This window comes from Dyadobacter sp. BHUBP1, from assembly GCF_050587785.1.
Lineage (GTDB): Bacteria > Bacteroidota > Bacteroidia > Cytophagales > Spirosomataceae > Dyadobacter.
In genome coordinates, this window is the sequence record NZ_JBOBIH010000004.1 from 818,563 (window position 1) to 837,579 (window position 19,017).

General features: G+C 52.3%; 11 protein-coding genes. 7 read left to right on the forward strand and 4 right to left on the reverse strand.

Going from position 1 to position 19,017, the window contains the following annotated elements; genetic code table 11:
- Nucleotides 1–59: 59 nt before the first annotated feature.
- From ACQ4MZ_RS19765 to ACQ4MZ_RS19780, 4 genes are all read right to left on the reverse strand, one after another.
- Nucleotides 60–1,310 (reverse strand): hypothetical protein, encoded by a 1,251-nt coding sequence (locus ACQ4MZ_RS19765; RefSeq protein ID WP_430847656.1) that lies wholly within the window; start codon nucleotides 1,308–1,310, stop codon nucleotides 60–62.
- 206 nt (nucleotides 1,311–1,516) lie between these two features.
- Complete coding sequence (locus ACQ4MZ_RS19770; protein ID WP_430847658.1) at nucleotides 1,517–2,497, reverse strand: alpha/beta hydrolase; 981 nt, start codon at nucleotides 2,495–2,497, stop codon at nucleotides 1,517–1,519.
- Between the two features lie 427 nt (nucleotides 2,498–2,924).
- Nucleotides 2,925–4,349: a hypothetical protein gene (locus ACQ4MZ_RS19775; protein ID WP_430847660.1), complete on the reverse strand. Its 1,425-nt coding sequence runs from the start codon at nucleotides 4,347–4,349 to the stop codon at nucleotides 2,925–2,927.
- Nucleotides 4,350–4,623: 274 nt separating this feature from the next.
- Complete coding sequence (locus tag ACQ4MZ_RS19780; protein WP_430847662.1) at nucleotides 4,624–5,607, reverse strand: endonuclease/exonuclease/phosphatase family protein; 984 nt, start codon at nucleotides 5,605–5,607, stop codon at nucleotides 4,624–4,626.
- A gap of 168 nt (nucleotides 5,608–5,775) precedes the next feature.
- Between ACQ4MZ_RS19780 and ACQ4MZ_RS19785 the strand changes: the two genes are divergently transcribed.
- From ACQ4MZ_RS19785 to ACQ4MZ_RS19815, 7 genes are all read left to right on the forward strand, one after another.
- The gene (locus ACQ4MZ_RS19785) at nucleotides 5,776–6,681 is read left to right on the forward strand and encodes a DUF6528 family protein (protein WP_430847664.1); all 906 of its coding nucleotides are present in this window, start codon (nucleotides 5,776–5,778) and stop codon (nucleotides 6,679–6,681) included.
- 129 nt (nucleotides 6,682–6,810) lie between these two features.
- Entirely contained in the window at nucleotides 6,811–8,640 is a 1,830-nt protein-coding gene (locus tag ACQ4MZ_RS19790) for an alkaline phosphatase (protein ID WP_430847666.1), read from the forward strand.
- Between the two features lie 213 nt (nucleotides 8,641–8,853).
- Nucleotides 8,854–9,447, forward strand: coding sequence for an RNA polymerase sigma factor (locus ACQ4MZ_RS19795; protein WP_430847668.1), 594 nt, complete (start codon nucleotides 8,854–8,856; stop codon nucleotides 9,445–9,447).
- 98 nt (nucleotides 9,448–9,545) lie between these two features.
- On the forward strand, nucleotides 9,546–10,832 hold the full coding sequence (locus ACQ4MZ_RS19800; RefSeq protein WP_430847670.1) for a FecR family protein: 1,287 nt from the start codon (nucleotides 9,546–9,548) through the stop codon (nucleotides 10,830–10,832).
- A gap of 175 nt (nucleotides 10,833–11,007) precedes the next feature.
- Nucleotides 11,008–14,586 (forward strand): TonB-dependent receptor, encoded by a 3,579-nt coding sequence (locus ACQ4MZ_RS19805; RefSeq protein ID WP_430847672.1) that lies wholly within the window; start codon nucleotides 11,008–11,010, stop codon nucleotides 14,584–14,586.
- A 25-nt stretch (nucleotides 14,587–14,611) separates the two neighbouring features.
- On the forward strand, nucleotides 14,612–16,336 hold the full coding sequence (locus ACQ4MZ_RS19810; protein WP_430847674.1) for a RagB/SusD family nutrient uptake outer membrane protein: 1,725 nt from the start codon (nucleotides 14,612–14,614) through the stop codon (nucleotides 16,334–16,336).
- A gap of 417 nt (nucleotides 16,337–16,753) precedes the next feature.
- Entirely contained in the window at nucleotides 16,754–18,994 is a 2,241-nt protein-coding gene (locus ACQ4MZ_RS19815) for a PQQ-binding-like beta-propeller repeat protein (RefSeq protein WP_430847676.1), read from the forward strand.
- Nucleotides 18,995–19,017: the final 23 nt, after the last annotated feature.

The window sequence follows — 19,017 nt, forward strand, 5'->3', positions numbered from 1 at the left end:
CAGTACGCCTTTGCAAAACAACAGAAGTTACCGGCATTTTCGGACTGTGGGCGGAGATATCAGGGCATGAGTAATCCTTTTTCACCGATCATTTTGACCAATGCTTCCGAAATCTTTGCATGCCCGGATGCTTTAATATGCCCGTCCACGGGGTAATAATCCTGTGCTTTGAGGAGCTCGTCCGTATGCAGGAAGAACAAATGCCCGTCACCGGTTTGCCGTGCCTGCGCTTCAAACGCGCGGATCATTTCGGGGCGGGTGTAGCGACCGTCGAGATGCATGACCACGATATTGCCCTTGTAAAACTTCCGGATTTTGACGAGCGACTTGAAAAAATACTCCGCCTGGGGCTTCGTTTCGGCAGGTGTTTTGATATCCGGCGGCGTTACGACGTCGAGCTGTCTGCCTTTTACCCACGAGGACAATGCACCCCCGATCTCGCGGAACACTTGCACCGGGCTCGTCCAGATCCGTTTGAGCAAATCCTTTTCCCTGACAAAAAAGTAGGTATAGCGCATCGGGTAATAGGTTTCATTGATGCGGTTGAAAGTCGCAGTGTTGGCAAACGACCGGGCAGTGAGCTGCTGCGGTTCATTGCGGGGCTCGTTGCGGGCTTCATTTTCTTCAAAGTCGTTATCGCAGTATTGCAGCACGACCAGCCTGACGGAATCCCGCTTGATTTTAGAGAAAAGCAGCATTTCGCGGTAGGTACCGTACGACGAAATCCCGGCATTGAGGGTTTTCACGCCTAGTTTCCGGCCCGTAAGATCGGCGTAGGTGTGGTTTTCGTCCACGCCCCATCCCATAGTAAAGGAATCGCCCAGGAACACCAGCTCCGGGTTATCGAGCGACTTTTCGTCATCACGTAGGCCGAAGCTGTTGATTTTGAAGGTATTGCTGTATTCCAGGCTCGAATGTACGCCTTCGCTGTTGGGCCGGAGCACATAGCCGAGATCGGGCGAGTAGCTGGCAAAATGTCGGTTGAACTGGATCACGTCGCGGTAATTGATCCATTTTTCGAGCACACCCACCTCATGCCGGTCGGTATGCTGATTGACTTCAATCGTGTGTTGGATATAAAACCAGGAGGCTGTTTCCACAAGCGCGGGAATCAGCAGTGCCGTCCAGAACGGTAGTTTCATCAAGCGGGTAACCGACCAGCAGAAGAGCACAAATGCAATGGGAACCAGTGTTTTGAACAGCAGGATGGTCCAAACGAAGTGTGTGAATAATTGCCATCGGTATACTGTAATGGCGAGGAGCAGATAACCTGAAAATACGGCAATTGCCCCAATTTGTCTTTGCGTCATAGAATCACTGAAAGGATTTAAGTGCGGCAATTTAGCCGCTTACTCAAAATCTAGACACCGGAAATGACCGATATATTTCATTCTATTGTTTTATTTTTTATAAGATATTTATAATTAATTGATAATCTGATTACTAAAAATGATAAAATATAAAAAACGGGTTACACTCTCGCATAACCCGTTTTCGCGTAGTAGTATGTTCTAAATTACTTCAATGCCTCGCGGATAGCGGCACCGGCTTGAAGGAGCGCTCCCTGAACGGCTGGTACATTGGCCAGCGGGTTCAGCAAACCGTAATCGTGGATCAGGCCCTGATATCTTGCCAACGTGGTTTTGACACCGGCCGCCTCCAATTTGCGGGCATATGCTTCGCCTTCGTCGCGGAGGACATCGTTTTCGGCGGTCTGCACGAGGGCAGGAGGCAGGCCCTGCAACTGTTCGGTAGTAGCTTGCAATGGGGAAGCGTAGCGGTGTTTTCTATCTTCGGGGTCAGTAGTGTAGTTATCCCAGAACCATTTCATCATGTTTTTGGTCAGGAAGCGGCCTTCGGCAAACTGGTTGTAGGAAACGGTCTCGAAGTTGGCGTCGGTTACCGGCCAGAGGAGCACCTGCAATTTGATTTCGGGGCCATTATTGTCTTTGGCTTTCAGGGCGGTAACGGCAGCCATGTCGCCGCCTACGCTGTTACCGGCCACTACCAGCCTGCTGCCGTCGACGTTGATTTCGTCGCCATGTTCGGCTACCCATTTGGTTGCCGCGTATATTTCGTTGATCGCCACCGGATATTTCGCTTCGGGCGATGGGGTATAGTTCACAAATACGGCCGCAGCACCGGAGTAAACCACGAGGTCGCGGACAATGCGTTTGTGGGTAGGGAAGTCGCCCAATACCCAACCACCGCCGTGAATGAAGATGAATACCGGCAGTTTTTCGGTTGTACCGGCAGGTTTTACGATATCCAATTTAACGGTAAGACCGTCTTGTGTAATGGTTTTTTCACTGGTTTCGATGCCCGACAAATCCACTTCAACGGAATTTTGAGCGCCTGTGAGCACATTTCGTGCATCTGCGGGCGAGAGCTGTTCCAGCGGGGTGCCGCCTCCCGAGTTCAGGGCATTGAGAAAAGTTCTTACATCTTCAAAAATGGCAGGGTCGTTGGCTGGGTCGATGATATTCAGAGTTTCCATGATCTTAAAAGGTTTTTGAGATTGAGTACTTATTTCGTTTTGTCTTGTTGTGCTTGATTTGATATGACAAAACTAGACCAGCGGGAAACCGGAAACATTAACCTAGGTTAAGAAAAGTGGGACTTTGGGGAAAAGTTTTTTACTCTGCAACAAAGAAACGGTGCGTGATGCCGATCATCTCTGCCTGCAATTGACAAAAGTAGGTGCCTGGGCGCAGGTCGGTTTTTATTCTGTATTCGAATTTGCCGACCTTGTGAAGTCCATCCATGACGTTTTGAACGGAATTCCCCGACTGATCTAACACGGTAATGTGTATGCATGCACTTGTTCACATGCCAATGATAAAATAAGTATAGCTGCTACCGTTAAAGTCCGGCACGGATGTGTAAGTTTTTCCATTCTGCAAATGTGTTAATGGTGAAAGCACTCATTTAACTTTTTCAATCTCCGACGCAAACACCCCTATATTAATCAGCGGAATCTTAGCCTGGAAGTTCTTATTCAGTACTTTAATCACCTCATTCGCCAGCACGGCCTGACCGATTGCGGTGGGGTGAATGCCATCGGCCGAAAAGAAATTGCCGTTGGGGTAGGATGGATCGATGCGAAAACCGTCGTCAGTGATGTAAGTGCCGTTGACGATTTGTTTGTAAATGCTGTAAAAATCGACTAATGGGTGGCCGAATTCGCGGGCATAGGCGGCAATTTCGGAGTCGTTGTGCCATTCGGGCTTCGAGATTTCAGCCGGTAGAATCACGTCATATTCTTCCAGCGTTTCAAAAGGGTTGCCGTTGAGGACATTGATGACGTTAAAAGTCGGCAGAAATACCGTTCTGTTATCCGCTAATACGCTCCCGGAACCCCAATTGGAATAGATCGGATTTTTTGTCCGCTCAGTGAGTCGCTTTAGTGTAAACCATTTGAAATAGGGAAAGTCAAGCACATCCGGGACGGTCATGTGAACGTACCGGGCATTCTTCTTTCGAAAATATTCGATAGCCTGCCGCTCGGGTAAAACTTCTCTGGAACCCATAATCCCTGACTGTCCCCCGCCGATATATGCCATCGTGAAAAGGTCGGCGTTAAGGTCGATCATGCCGATGTCCGGATCCATTTGATTTAAATGCGCCCAGACATTCGGTTTTTCCTCGGGAACGATTCGGTTAATCAGTGCAAGGGGCACCATTCCGGTTGTCCACAAATAATTGGCAGTAAGCGCGGAAATGGGTGTGGGGCTGTTTTTTTGGAAATCAATAACTTCATTATAAAGTGTATGCAGGTTTAATACATATTTAGTAATACCATTCCCCGGAACGGAAACATTATGCACCACTCCGCCAGCATATGGCTTCATTCGCATAGTCTTTTGATCGCTAAATGCAAGATTGTTGGTAACCTTCGACCAGTTAGGCAATGTCGAGGCGGGATCCTGCACGAAATATCCAGATCCATTGCCTTCTTCTTTCTCAAAAAGCCCTGGATCGAAGTTAGCAAGGCCCATTTGCCGGGCAAGCAGGTTGGGATAGGATGTAAGCTGCCCTTGCCGATACAAGCCGCCATCCCGGTAACCGGCAGCGCGGGCTTCGCCGATCACCATCAGTACGGGTTCTTTGCCGGAGGTGGTTTTAAGGCTTCCAAGGTCGACGGAACCCGGTTCGGGTGCCCAACTGAAAGATGGGTCGGCTTTAACCGGCCTTGTTATTTCTGCTACGATCAGCGGATTCAGGGAGTCGAGCGGTTTGGCCATAAACTCCGGCTCCTGGGGCTGGATGTCTTGTCTTGCCACATTGAAACAAGCGAGAAACGTAAATGCAGAAAGTACCGCAGACAAAATAGTAATGTGCGTTTTCATGATAACCAAGTTTAGCAGTATCAGAATGTTACCGAACCTGACGAGAACAGCACGCCCGGCCATGTCGATTTAAATCGATATGGCGCTAAACATAGATAGGTTCAAAGTGCTAAACTACTTTTCCGCGCGAAGAACCAGCAAGCGGCGTCCGATGAATTATCAAACGATTAATCGCCCAACCTTTTTTACGATCCACGACAGCGTGAGCCTTTGCCCGAGGCGATGTCCAACGTACTCGCGGGGCCTGCATTCGACAGCGCCGCGTATGGCTGGTTCAGTCGTAGGCGATTACGTCATTCATGATTTTCCATTCAAACCGGGCCGAAACAGGGTGATGGTCCGACAGGGGAAGACCTTTTGCATTGGTGAACATCGCCTTCTCCAACGCATAGGCTGATGGTTTGAGTTGAATGAATGCGCTGCTCCTAAACAGTATCTTGTCGATTGTTTCCGAGGAGTCTGTCAGACTAAGGATGTCGTTCGAAGGGATGGTATTACTGCGGGCGGGCAGCTGATTTTTGCCATGCAGGCTGATCCATGGATCGGAAAGCGCATTCTCCTTCAACAACCAATCCACATTATCCTGTCCGAAACTGTACCGGCCGTTCAAGTCACCCATGACGATCACGGCGTTGCTGGCCGAATGCTGGCGAATGTAAGCCGATAGTTGTTCCATATTGCGGCGGCGCGCCAGCGCGGCACGCGGATGGTTGTACGCGTTTGCGTGTACGTTGTAGAAATCGATAAAGCGGTTAGGGGCAATTTCAATGCGTGTATAGGTGAAACCTTTGGGCGTAAGGCAATCTGCGCCGGTGCAGTCCGTCCATGCAATGCGGCGGAGTTGTTTTACCGGAAAGTTGGAGAGGGTATTGAGGCCATCACCCGTCATGACCGCCCCTTTGGTAGGTGTACGGAAGCGATGGGTATTGCCGCCATTGTATAAATATTGATTGTAATTGAAATCCTCCTGGACATGCGCGATGTCGAAACGGTTGAGCAGGCGGCCTATGGCGGAAATGCTTTCTTTTCGGGGCGTGGCGGCGCTGCAAATGAGCTGGGGAAGCCCGGCGATGTTGTAGGTAATGACGGAGAAACTGCCCGCGTTGGCCGAATCCGACGCCCATTGGGCCGGATAGCTACCAGGCTGTTCGGGCATTTCGCGGGTGGCGGGAGTGGCTTCTGTCAGGAAGAAGAGAATAAAAAGCCAGGAGACGGATTTCAGGAACCTGTTTTTGTCAAAAAATAAATGAGCCCACATATAGCGCCGGTTGGTACGCCCAAAACTACGGGGAGCGTGTGGTCAGGATAATTCCAAATTGTTAAGAATACATTATTTTTCAGGCGGATAGCGCTTTTTGAAGGTAATTCGCTGGCTGCGACGCTAACTTCGCGGTAGTTCAATTTTTTAACAGTGATAATCTATTCCATGACCCGTTTGCTGAACAGAATCCTTATTGGCGCTGCATGTCTTTTGGTCACCATCGCCGGCCCTGCTTTTTCGCAGTCTTTTCCCAGGAAGTCCTTCCTCGTTTGCGGCGATAGTAAAGTGCTGCTGGTGGATTATACCCGATCCAAAGACAGCATTCCCGAAATTATTTGGTCGTGGGACGCGCACCAGGCAATGGATTTGCCGGAGCATTTCCGGACGAAGCTATTTAACACGATGGACGACTGCAAGGCTGTTCGCGGAGGGAAGCAGTTGCTCGTATCGTCGTCCAGCGGGGCCATTGCGTTGCTGGATATGAAGGACAAAAAGGTACTTTTCCACGCCAGCGTTCCCAACGCGCATTCGATCGAACTGCTACCCGGCGACCTTATTGCCGCTGCCGCTTCGGTACAACCCGCAGGGAACAAACTCATGCTTTTTTCACTGAAACAACCTGACAAACCACTGTACACCGACAGCCTCTATTCGGCGCACGGCGTCGTGTGGAATGAAAAGCGGCAAAGCCTTTTTGCATTGGGCTACGACGTGTTGCGCGAGTACAAGATCGTTTCCGGGAATAGCCTTAAAATGGTGGCTAAATGGACGATCCCCGGCATTGGCGGCCACGAGTTGCAGCCCGCGAATGCGTCGGGCGATTTGTTTGTGACCGAGCACCACGGTACCTGGCTGTTCAGCCTGGCGACGCAAAAGTTTGCCAAAATCAAAGGGTTCCCGGATGCGGAGAATGTCAAAAGCCTGGGCCGCGACGCCTCCGGGCAATATATTTACACCATTCCCGAAGAAAGCTGGTGGACATTCCATGTGAAATTCCACGAGCCCGCACGCAGCTTTGCGTTCCCGGACATGCATGTATATAAGGCGCGATGGTTTGATAGCGGGCTGTAAGGCGGCCGGCCGGTTTTAAATAATTGTTATGAAAATGGCATTCCCGGCTTGGCGAATGCCATTTCAGCGGATATTTGCGGTTAAATCCCGGCACCATTCAGCTATCCAAAACCGCCGGGACGCCATTTCATGAAAGCTTTTTCCCAACTATCAATTCCCCTTTTTGCCCTGTTGCCCTGGGCAGTTTCTGCTCAAAACAGCAATGATAACCCGCTGTCGCGTGCGCATTCGCACAACGATTACATGCAGGTTGCGCCGTTCTCACTGGCCTACCAGCATCAGTTCGGCTCGGTAGAAGCCGACGTGCATTTGCGCAACGATACTCTCTTCGTCGCGCACGATTCGAAGGACATCAGTGCCGACCGCACTTTTGAAAAACTGTATTTGCAGCAGATTGTCAAACGAATCACTCAAAATCAAGGGAGCATTTATAAAGATAAAAGCCGGTTAATGACCCTGCTGGTCGACCTCAAAACTTCTTCGCAGCCCACTTTACAGGCGTTGGTGAAAGCATTGGCGCCGCATGAGGCATTGCTGGCCCCGAAAGGCTCCGTGAAAGTGGTCGTGAGCGGTAATACGCCTGCGCCGGAGCAATTTGAGCAGTATCCGGCTTACATTTTCTTCGATGGCCGCCCGGGCGTAACCTATACTGCCGCACAGGCTGCCCGGCTTGGAATGATCAGTCAGGATTTTCATAAGTATTCGCAGTGGAACGGAAAAGGCATTCCCGTAGAAAAAGACCGCAAAGCACTGGTGGACGCGATTGCCCATGCGCATGCAATGAGCAAACCGTTCCGTTTCTGGGCCAGTCCCGACAATATCAATGCCTGGAAAGTGCTGATGAACCTCGGCGCGGATTACATCAATACCGACCATGTTGCCGAGCTGGGTACCTTTCTGAGTGGCCGCCAGAACGCCGAGTACCAGTCCACGGAGTTTTACAAGCCCTATCAACCCACTTACAAAAACAATGACGCGCTTGGCAAGGTGAAGAACATCATCCTGCTCATTGGCGATGGGATGGGCCTGGCGCAGATATACTCAGGCCTCACTGCCAACCGCGGGGACCTCAACCTCGGCCGGTTCCTGAATATCGGTTTTTCCAAAACGGCTTCTTCGGATAATTACATTACCGATTCCGCTGCGGGTGCTACCGCTTTTGCGACGGGCCATAAAACCCGCAACCGCGCTATCGGCGTCGATTCGAACCTTGTAGCGGTGCCGTCCATTATTCGCCAGGTGAAAGCCACTGGCCGGAAGGCGGCGTTGATCTCCGCGGGCGACATTACCGATGCCACGCCGGCTTGCTTTTATGCGCACCGCCCCGAGCGGAGCCAGATGGACGAAATCGCGACCGACTATCTGAAAGAACCTGTGGATGTCCTGATCGGCGGTGGTTACAGCCATTTTGAGAAAACGAAAACGGCCGATTCGCTGAAAGCACGCGGTTTTCAGGTATCCAACAACTGGAATGACCTGGCCGGTATGAAAACGCCTTTTGTGCTGCTGGACGACAAACATGTGGTATCGATGCAGAAAGGGCGTGGCGATTTTCTCAAAGATTCATTTCAAAAAGCACTCCAATCGCTCCAATCGAACCCGAAAGGCTTCTTCATGATGGCCGAAGGTGCACAGGTCGATTACGGCGGCCACGCGAACATCGTACCCTATGTGGTGACCGAAATGCTGGATTTCGACAAGCTGGTAGGAGAGGCGCTCCGCTTTGCCGATTCCAATGGCGAAACACTCGTGATCGTCACTGCCGACCACGAAACCGGCGGCCTCACACTCCTGGACGGGAACCTGAAAACCGGTTACGTCGACGGGCAGTTCAGCACCAGCGACCACACCGGCATCATGGTACCCGTTTTCGCCTACGGTCCGCATTCGCTGGATTTCAGAGGGGTGTATGAGAACACGGAGATTTATCAGAAGATGAAGAAGGTTTTGACGCGCTAGTGCAAAGCTCCTGCTTTGCACGGCTATTCGCAGGCCTCCGGCCGGTCAGCACGCAAATATCGCTCTTGCAGTACCGGCCGGCCGGAGGCCTGCGAATGGTATGCACGAAGGCTGACCTTTGCGCGATTCCCTTTTTAAAAACATTTATTAACCATATTTTCCTATTTGATCCGTTTTCGTGTTTACATTTGTGCAAATCTGCCATGTATTCCATTGAAGATATACGCGTTACATAATGAAACGGAGTTGCTGACTGATATTGCAGCCGGCAACGAAAAGGCATTTTCCACGCTGTTTCACTGGTACCGCGACAAGGTCTATTCCGCCGCATTCCGGCTTACCCATTCCAGCTTTCTGGCCGAAGAGGTTGTTCAGGACGTGTTTTTGAAATTGTGGGTAAAAAGGGAAGCATTGCTCGAAATCGCGGGTTTCGAGGACTATCTCTTCATCATGACCCGCAACCACGTCTTCTCGGCCCTCAAAAGAATGGCACGGCAGCAGCAGCTCGTCGACGATCTTCAACTCGAACTGCCTGTGGGGGAAAACACCACCTACAATCGATTGCTCGACCTCGAAATCGAGGAAATTGTACACCAGGCGGTGGAGCTTTTGCCTGCACAGCAAAAGCAGGTTTACCTTATGAGCAAGGAGCAGGAATTGAAGCGCGACGAAATCGCGAAAAAGCTTCGTATTTCTTCCGAAACCGTCAAAACCCACCTCGCCCGCGCGTTGCGCCACATCCGTGCGTACAGCAAATTGAAGCTCGAAATCTCTATTTCCTGGCTGCTGTTTTTCCTGGTAAATTAATTTTTTAACTTTTTTTTGTCGCATTGTCCCCCGAAACTGCCCGGCGGGAGTCTTTACGGGTGAAGGTCGGCAAAAGCCGCCCGTAATCCTGACTATCTATGCAAAACCGACGACTGGACGACTTGTTTTTGCGGTATTGTGAGAAAAAAATCACCGACGACGAGCGGGAAGAACTGATGGCCATGCTGCTTTCGGACGATAACCGTGAGCAGATCAACGGGCTAATCGACCAGTTTATCCGGAACGATGGCGCACACCATGCATTATCTGACGAAACCGCGGACGATATTCTGAGTTCGATATTTTCGGCCACCGGGATGCGGGGCACCAAGCAGGAGCTTGGCGTCAACGAGTCGGAGCTTGGCGGAGGCGAGCAGGAACGCGACGCGAATGAGCCCGGTAGCAGCGATGAAATGCGGAGCCGCCCAATGTGGCTATTCAGGCTCGCGGCGGCTTCGGTGGTGCTATTTCTCGTGTACGGAAGCTACCGTTGGTTCAATAAATCCAAACCCGCGCCTCAGGTGGCAGTTATGCATAGCGTTTACGGGGAGGATGCGGCTGCAGGAGGTAACAGGGCGAGCCTTACCCTGGCCGACGGCCGGACTTACGACCTGAATACGATTACCGAGCGAAACCTGCTGGTGCAGCCGGGAACCACCATCGACAAATTGAAAGGGGAAGTGATATATGGTAAAAACAGCGTAAATGACGGGGCTGTGGCCTATAATGTGCTAAAAACGCCGCTTGGAGGGCAGTATAAGATCGTGCTGCCGGATGGCTCCCGGGCCTGGCTCAATGCCGGGTCGAGCCTGAAATATCCTACGGCTTTTAAAGGCAACTGGCGGGAGGTGGAAATGACGGGCGAAGTATATTTTGAAATAGAACCCGACAAGGCGAGGCCGTTCCTCGTGCGTGTCGCAGATAAAGACCGGAGTGGTAAGGATATGGAAATCACTGTCTTAGGTACGCATTTCAATATCAGTTCTTATGGCGACGAGCCTGACATGCAGACTACCTTGCTCGAAGGCTCCGTGCGTGTGAAAAAAGACAAAGTGACCAAAGTACTTACGCCGGGCCAGCAGGCGCGGGTAGCGACGGATGAACCGGTGCGTGATATTGCCGTTAAAACGGTTGATACCGAGAGCGTTGTGGCGTGGAAGGAGGGACGGTTTGAGTTCAATGGCAATATCCGGGAGATTATGCGGCAGATTTCGCGCTGGTATGATCTGGACGTGAAATACGAGGGAGACGTGGAGCGAAAGTCATTTGCCGGAACGATCTCGCGCAAAAATAACGTGTCGGAAGTGCTGAAAATGCTCGAAATGACTGGCGGCATCCAATTCCGGATCGACGACAGAAAAATTACCGTGAAAAATACAGATTGAATACCTTCAACTTAAAATTCCCCTGACATGAGCCTCCTGAATTCTTCCTGAGCTGCTTATCGAAAAGGATGATGAGGAAAAAGACCGGATGCGTTGCGACCGCACCCGGACCGACCTGATCAGTCCTGCTATCATTGGACAACGATACATTCACTTTAACCAGGCATACAAAACTATGAAATTTGTATACAAGGGCAAAACTGTCCTAAGGGAAGCGTATATACTTATCCGTTCTAGATGGGAGCTGTACGCCACAAAACGCCGAACCGACTTTGGCAAAGTCCTCCTGACGATGAAATTAACCGTGTTAATATTCCTGATTGGTACGTTGCAGGTGCTGGCCGAAGACACTTTCGCCCAGCAGGTATCAATCAAAAAGAAGGACGCAACTTTACTGGAGGTGCTCAGGACCGTCAGGAAACAAACGGGCTTTCTTTTCATTTGTGACCTTGAAATGCTGGATCAGGCCGAAAAGGTCGATATCAATGTGACGAACGCACCTTTGAAAGAAGTGCTGGACGCCTGCTTTGCCGGGCAGCCATTAACCTATAATATCGTCGACAAGACAATCATCGTAAAGAAAAAACGTGAGCCGGCGCGGAAACCGAAAGAACAGGCGGGCCTGAAAGAGCCGTTTTCCTTCACCTCGGATCCGGTTTTAAAGGAAAAAATGACGGAACTGATGCGGAAGAAGGTCAACCTGCAAACGATCTTCGACATTACCGTCACGGGTAAAGTCTCCGACGAAAAAGGCGAGCCGCTCGCAGGCGTGAACGTGATTCAGAAAGGTACCCAGCGGGGTACTTCAACCAATGAGCAAGGCATGTTTAGCATTGATATTACCGATGCAGATGCGGTACTGACGTTCTCTTTTGTGGGATTTATGTCGCAGGAAGTGATCGTCGGCCGTAGAAGCCAGGTCGATGTGACCCTGAAAATTGACAACAAGGCGTTGGAAGAGGTGGTCGTGGTAGGTTATGGTACGCAAAAACGTTCGGACCTGACAGGCTCTGTATCGTCGGTGAAGTCGGAAGAGATCAAAAACCTGCCGGTACGCAGTGTGAATGAGGCATTGCAGGGCCGCGCGGCTGGTGTGCAGGTGACGCGCCCGGATGGTTCGCCGGGCGGCGGTTCCGATATTGTGATCCGCGGCGTGGGTTCCATCGGCGGTATGGCACCGCTTTACATTGTGGATGGGATCCGGATGTCGGCCGGCAACAACTTCAATTTGCAGGACGTCGAATCCATTGAAATCCTGAAAGATGCGAGTGCGGCTGCTATTTACGGCGCACAGGCGGCGGGTGGTGTGGTGCTCGTCACTACGAAGCGCGGTGTGGCGGGGTCCGATAAAATGAATATTAACTTCAATGCCTATTATGGTGTGCGGAAGCCGGTGAACCTGTATTCCATGCTGAATACGCCGGATTATATCAAGGCCAAGGCCGCTTCCGGTGTGAATACCAGTGGCTGGGGCGACCCTAATACACTGCCGGATAACAACTGGATCGACCAGATTTACCAGAACGGCAGCGACCAGAGCTATTCGCTCTCGCTCTCGGGCGCAACGCCCAAGACCAACTATTACCTTTCGGCCAACTACCAACGCGAAGGCGGTACCATCATCGACAACTGGTTTGAGCGCTACGGTATCCGTTCGAATGCAGATTTCAAGATCAACAACCGGTTGAAAGTGGGAGAGACGCTATACGGCTGGAGCACACGCAACAACCCGGTGCAAACCAGCACATTCCCATTCCGCTCGGCACCTGTGATCCCCGTATACGATCCGACCAACCCCGTGGGCGGCTGGGCGAAAACCGGTACTTTTTTCACCGGACCCAACCTGGTGGCGAACGAGCTGATCAACCACGCAAAGAACAACCAGTATGCATTGGAAGGAAATGTTTACCTCGATTGGGAAATCATCAAAGGTTTGAACTTCCGTTCGACATTCGGGGCGTCGATTTACGCGGTGAACAATTATAAGTTTACAGAAGCCTACGATTTTGGTACGCTTAAAAACGTGAATGCATTCCTGAGCCGCGACCAGAGCAATACCCGGAACTTTACCGGCAATTTCGTGCTCACGTACGCGAAGGCCTTCGGGCGCCACGAGATCAAGGCGATGGCGGGTTACGAGGCTTATCAGTCCAATCTGAGCAACCTGCACGGTGAAGCACAGGGTTTTCAGGTGATTACCTATAACCTGGGTATGACCACTAACCCAAGTACTTACAAGACGAGTGGCGGCGAGTTCCCGCAAACACGGCTGCTTTCGCAGTTCGGGCGGATCAATTATACATTTGCCGACAAATACCTTTTCACCGCCAACGTACGCCGCGATGGTTCCGACCGTTTCGGTCCGGCCAACAAATGGGGCGTGTTCCCATCCTTCTCGGTGGGTTGGAAAGTGAGCGAAGAGGCTTTCGTGCGAGATAATTTTGCACAGGTTTCGAACCTGAAAGTCCGTGCGAGCTATGGCAAACTGGGCAGTACGAGCAGCATTCAGCAATATACCTATCAGGCATCGTTCGGGGGTAGCGGCGGGACCAATATCCTCGGTTTGCCCAACGGAGACCGCTCGAAAGGTTATGCTTTAACGGCCCAGTTGCCTAACCAGAATATCAAATGGGAGCAGGTGAACCAGACCGACATCGGTATCGACCTCGGTTTGTTCAAGAATGCATTGAATATCACTGCCGACTGGTACAGCCGCCAGACCCAGGACATGATCTACCAGGTGCCCGTACCGGTTTCGGCGGGTTTCTATGGATCGAGTGTGTACACCAATATCGGCCAGATGAGCAACAAAGGGCTTGAACTGGCGGTGGATTACCGGGGCAAGGTGAGAGATTTTACCTATTCCGTGAGCGCGAATGCGGCATTTAACAAAAACCTGGTGAAACAGCTGAGCGGTACCAACAACAATCCGATCAACGACGGTGCGGCCGGCGATTACCTCGAAAGTACCGTTACACGCACGCAGGCAGGCAAGCCACTGAGCCAGTTTTACGGTTACATCGTGGAAGGCCTGTTCCAGACCGATTCGGAAGTAGCCGCATTGAATCAGAGCGCACAGGAAGCAGCTGCCGCGGCGGGTAAGCCCACTACCGGCGTGTTCTTCCAGAATGCAGGTACCGGCGCGGGCGATCTCAAATTCCGCGACGTGAATGGCGACGGCCGCATTACCATCGATGATAAAACCTACATCGGCAACCCCTGGCCGAAGATCACTTACGGCTTCTCGCTGAACCTCGGCTGGAAAGGCATCGACTTGCAAGCCATGTTCCAGGGAGTTCAGGGGGTAGATGTTTTCAATGGAAACAAGTATTACACCCAATTCTTTGTCGGTGATTACAATACGACCAACGACATTTTCAAAACCTCGTTTTTCAATGGCAATGGCCTCACCGACCAGCCCCGCGTAGGTACAAAAGACGCTTCTGGCAACTATGTGCGCGACCCGAACTCGAACTATACCCGTATTTCCTCGTTCGTGGTGGAAAACGGCTCGTTCCTGAAATTGCGTAACCTGCAAGTGGGCTATACATTGCCTTCTGCATTGGTGAAGCAATGGAAAATGAGTGGTTTGCGGGTTTATTTCCAGGCACAGAACCTGCTCACGTTTACCGGCTACTCGGGCCTCGACCCGGAAGTGCTCGGCCGCAACGGTACCACCGCCCGCGGGCTCGACACGATTTACTCGTACCCGCGTACGAGGCTGGTTTCCATGGGTATCGATCTGAATTTCTAACAGAATTTAAACAGCTGGCAAGGCTATGAAAATACTACACCAATTTCTCCTGTTTTTCGTGCTTACGGGCCTGCTTTCGTGCAGCGACGACTTCGTTAATGTCGAAAACCCGGGCGCATTGTCACCTTCGAAATATCCCAATTCGGTGACCGATCTGGAACAGTTGCTGACGGGCGTATACGCCACCCAGCACGCCACCGGTCTTTACGGACACACCATGCTGGGCAAAAACCTCTGGCTATGGGACCACACCCTCGACCTGAGCTGGCAGGGTACTCCGACGTGGATCCAGATGGGCCAGAATAATTCGCAGCCCAACGACAGCTTCCTGTACGATACCTGGCGCGAGCTCTGGCGCGGCGTCCAGCGGAGCAACACATTGCTCACTTCCATTGAAACCTATCGCCAGAAGGCCCCTAACGACGCTGCCGCCATTGACCTGATCAAAGGGCAGGCATTGTTCCTGCGCGCCTGGTACTATTTTCACCTGGTGTCGTTCTGGGGAGAGGGCTTCAATGCGGCTACCGACGGTGGGAAAATGGGTGTTCCCATCATTACCGAGGTAGCGTCGGGCCTCGAAGCGACCCAGGTGCCGCGCAAAACCGTGAAGGAAGGCTGGGATTTCATTATCAACGATCTCAAAGCGGCGGAAGCCCTGCTGAAAAGTACCAGCTGGACTGGCGCTACTGATAAACACAAGGTGTCGGGCTGGGCTGTGAAAGGCTTTTTGGGCAAAGTATACGCCTACCAGGCCGACTGGGCCAATGCCAAAACCTACCTCGGCGATGTGGTGACCAACAGCGGCAAATCACTTGTGACGTTCGACGTGTACAAGGATATGTTCAATGGAAAAAATGAATTTACGTCCGAATCCCTTTTTGAGCTGAACCTGAATGTGGACATGACCGCCCGCGGTGGCGACGACCAGTCGATGGGTTCGAGTATCGGGATGGTGATCGCGCCTACATACGTGAGCGACAATGGCGGGCAGGCTGCTTCGGCGTGGTCGAACGTGTTCCCGCATGCCAAAAACATCGCCCGTTTCGGATTTAATGAGGGGCATTATTTCAAACCCGGCACCACGAGCGCGAATATCGCCAATGTGGATCCCGCCTACATTACCCGTTCGCTCGAAGCGAAGAAAAAGCAGACCGTGGACCCGCGCCTTTGGGTGGCTTGTTACCAGCCTTATGTCGATTCGATGGTCGTGAACGGTAAAAAGCGCCCTATTTCGCATTACCTCGACATTACCGAACTGGATATGGAGGCATGGAGCTTCCGTAAATTCACGAACCCGAGTGGTACAGAAGCGGAGATCAACATGTCGAATGGCGCCAACTTCCCGTGGCTCCGGCTGGCCGATGTGTACCTGCTGTATGCGGAGACGCTTTCACATTCAGGAGATAATGCAGGCGCATTGGAATACATCAATAAGGTCAAAAGGAGGGCATACGGCCTGCCGGTGAATACGCCTTCGGCTGTGGACTACAAAAGTCTCACCGACCAGACGAAAGCGACGGATGCCGTCCTGAAAAACGACCCGCTCAAATACGAACGCTGGGCCGAGCTATTCGCGGAAGGCCACTGGTGGCTCGACGTCCGCCGCTGGCAGATCGGCGACAAGGAAGCGGCCTACTACCAGCGCATTCGCGGTGGCGCCATCCAGTGGGATCCCACGGATTACGCCCAGCCGATCCCGATCAATGAAATCACTGCAAACGTGAACATGCGGCAAAACCCGGGGTATTGATGCTATTTTGATTAACAATCTACAAGTTTACGGTGCGCTGCACCTCTGCGAGACCGGTGCAGCGCACCGCAATATTTGTAGATTCAATGTTCATCGTCGCTCTGTACCAGACACGCAAAGGTGCAGCGCACCGCAATATTTGTAGATTGAATGTTCCATCGTCGCGCTACGCAAACACGCAAAGGTTCAGCGCACCGCAATATTTGTAGATTGAATGTTCATCGTCGCTCTGTACCAGATACGCAAAGGTGCAGCGCACCGCAATATTTGTAGATTCAATATTTATCGTCGCGCTACGCAAACAGGCAAAGGTGCAGCGCACCGCAATATTTGTAGATTCAATGTTCATCGTCACTCTGTACCAGATACGCAAAGGTGCAGAGCACCGCAATATTTGTAGATTCAATATTCCATTTCATGCATTCGAACCAACATAAAAGCGTCAGTCCGACGGGGCGATTTTTGCGGATGTTGCCGATTTTGGCAACGTTAACAGCATTGGCCGCATTCGTTAGCCTGCAACCCGACGACCGAAATGCCGACTGGATCGCCTATGGCGGCAACAAGGCCGGGAACCGTTATTCCCCCTTGACGCAAATTAATCTCGGAAACGTAAGCCAGCTGAAAGTGGCCTGGGAATACGACGCCTCGAAATTGCCAACCGGTACGGCAGCCCCGAGAAGGCCCATGGAAATCCAATGCCAGCCCATCATCGTGCGCGGCATCTTGTACGGCACCACGCCGCAGCTGAGCCTGTTTGCATTGAAGGCCGACACCGGCGAGGAACTCTGGCGTTTCGACCCGTTTACAGGAGGCACCCCACGTTTCCACGTTAGCAGGGGTGTTATGTTTTGGGAAGACGGTGCGGATAAAAGAATCCTTTACACAGCTGGGAACCATCTTTGTGCCGTCGATGCCGCCACTGGAAAACTCGTGCAGAGCTTCGGCGATGGTGGAAAAGTCGACCTGAGCCAGGGCGTTACCGGCCGGCCGGGACGTGAAAACGATAAATTATCGGTGGATGCGACGTCGCCGGGCGTGATTTACAAGGATATATTGGTGATAGGCTCGCGTGTGTCCGAATACGGAGACGCCGCGCCCGGGCACATACGCGCATTCGACGTGCGCACGGGAAAGCTCAAATGGACCTTCCACACTGTACCCGAACCGGGAGAGCCCGGCCATGACACCTGGCCCAAAGATGCCTGGAAACGTATAGGCGGCGCCAACAATTGGGCCGGCATGGTGCTTGACGAGAAACGAGGCGCCGTGTACTTTGGTACCGGCTCGCCTTCGGTCGATTTTTATGGTGCCGATCGCGAAGGGAAGAACTTGTATGCGAACTGCGTGATCTCGCTGAATGCAGAAACCGGGAAAATGAACTGGTACTACCAGACCGTCCATCATGACCTTTGGGACCGGGATATTTCGTGCCAGCCCAATCTTTTGACCGTCAAACACAAAAGTCCGGACGGCAAACTCCGGAAGATCGACGCCGTGGCACAGGCGACCAAAGACGGTCTGCTTTTCCTGCTCGACCGCGACACCGGCAAGCCGCTGTTTCCGGTGGAGGAACGTTCCGCGTTGGCGGATTACCATCTTCCCGGCGAGCATCCATGGCCCACACAGCCGTTCCCGACCAAACCGGCACCGTTTTCCCGGCAGAATTTTACAGAAAGCGAAATCACCGACCGTACGCCGGAAGCCCACGCATTTGTCAAGGAAAAATTCAACAGCACCCGCTCCGGCAACAAGTATATGCCGCCCAGTAGGGAGGGAAGCCTGTACCTGGGCATCGGCGGCGGGGCTGAATGGGGCGGTAATGCGGCCGATCCCGAGGGTATTTTGTACCAAAACGCTAACGAAATGGTATGGGACCTGAAAATGATGGATTACAATGGACGGGGTGGTAATGCGGCCCGGCAAGCTGCGGCATCGCCCGGTCAGGCGGTGTACATGCGGAATTGCGCCGCCTGCCACCGTGCCGACCGCCAGGGCAGCGGGCAGGAGTATCCGAGCCTCGTGCAGGTTGGCAACAGAATGTCGAAAGAGGAAATTGGCAATATTATCAAAAGCGGACGCGGCCGAATGCCTTCATTCCAGCATATATCCGAGAAGGAACGGCAGGAGCTGGTCGCATTCCTGACCAATCCGGAACAAACGGCACCCGTATCCGAAAACCACAGCGCGAGTGAAGCGCCTGAGGAGGCCAAAACGGCATTCCCCTACATCCCGCCTTACATTAATAATGGCTGGACGCGCTTCTTCGATCCGGACGGTTACCCTGCCATCAAACCACCCTGGGGCACGCTCAACGCCATTGACCTGAATACCGGCGAATATCTCTGGCGAGTACCGCTGGGTGAGTTCCCTGAGCTCACCAAAAAGGGCGTTCCTATTACCGGCACCGAAAACTACGGCGGGCCGATCGTGACGGCGGGAGGGCTGGTGTTCATTGCAGGCACCAAAGACGAGAAGATCCGCGCATTCGATCGTAAAACCGGCAAAACCGTTTGGGAATACCAACTACCCGCAGGCGGCTTTGCGACCCCCGCCACCTACATGGTGAACGGCAGGCAATATGTAGTGATCGCCGCCGGCGGAGCCAAAAACGGCCACAAGCCCGGCGGCAAATACATCGCATTTGCATTGCCATGAGCCGCCGATTTCCTGTAATACAG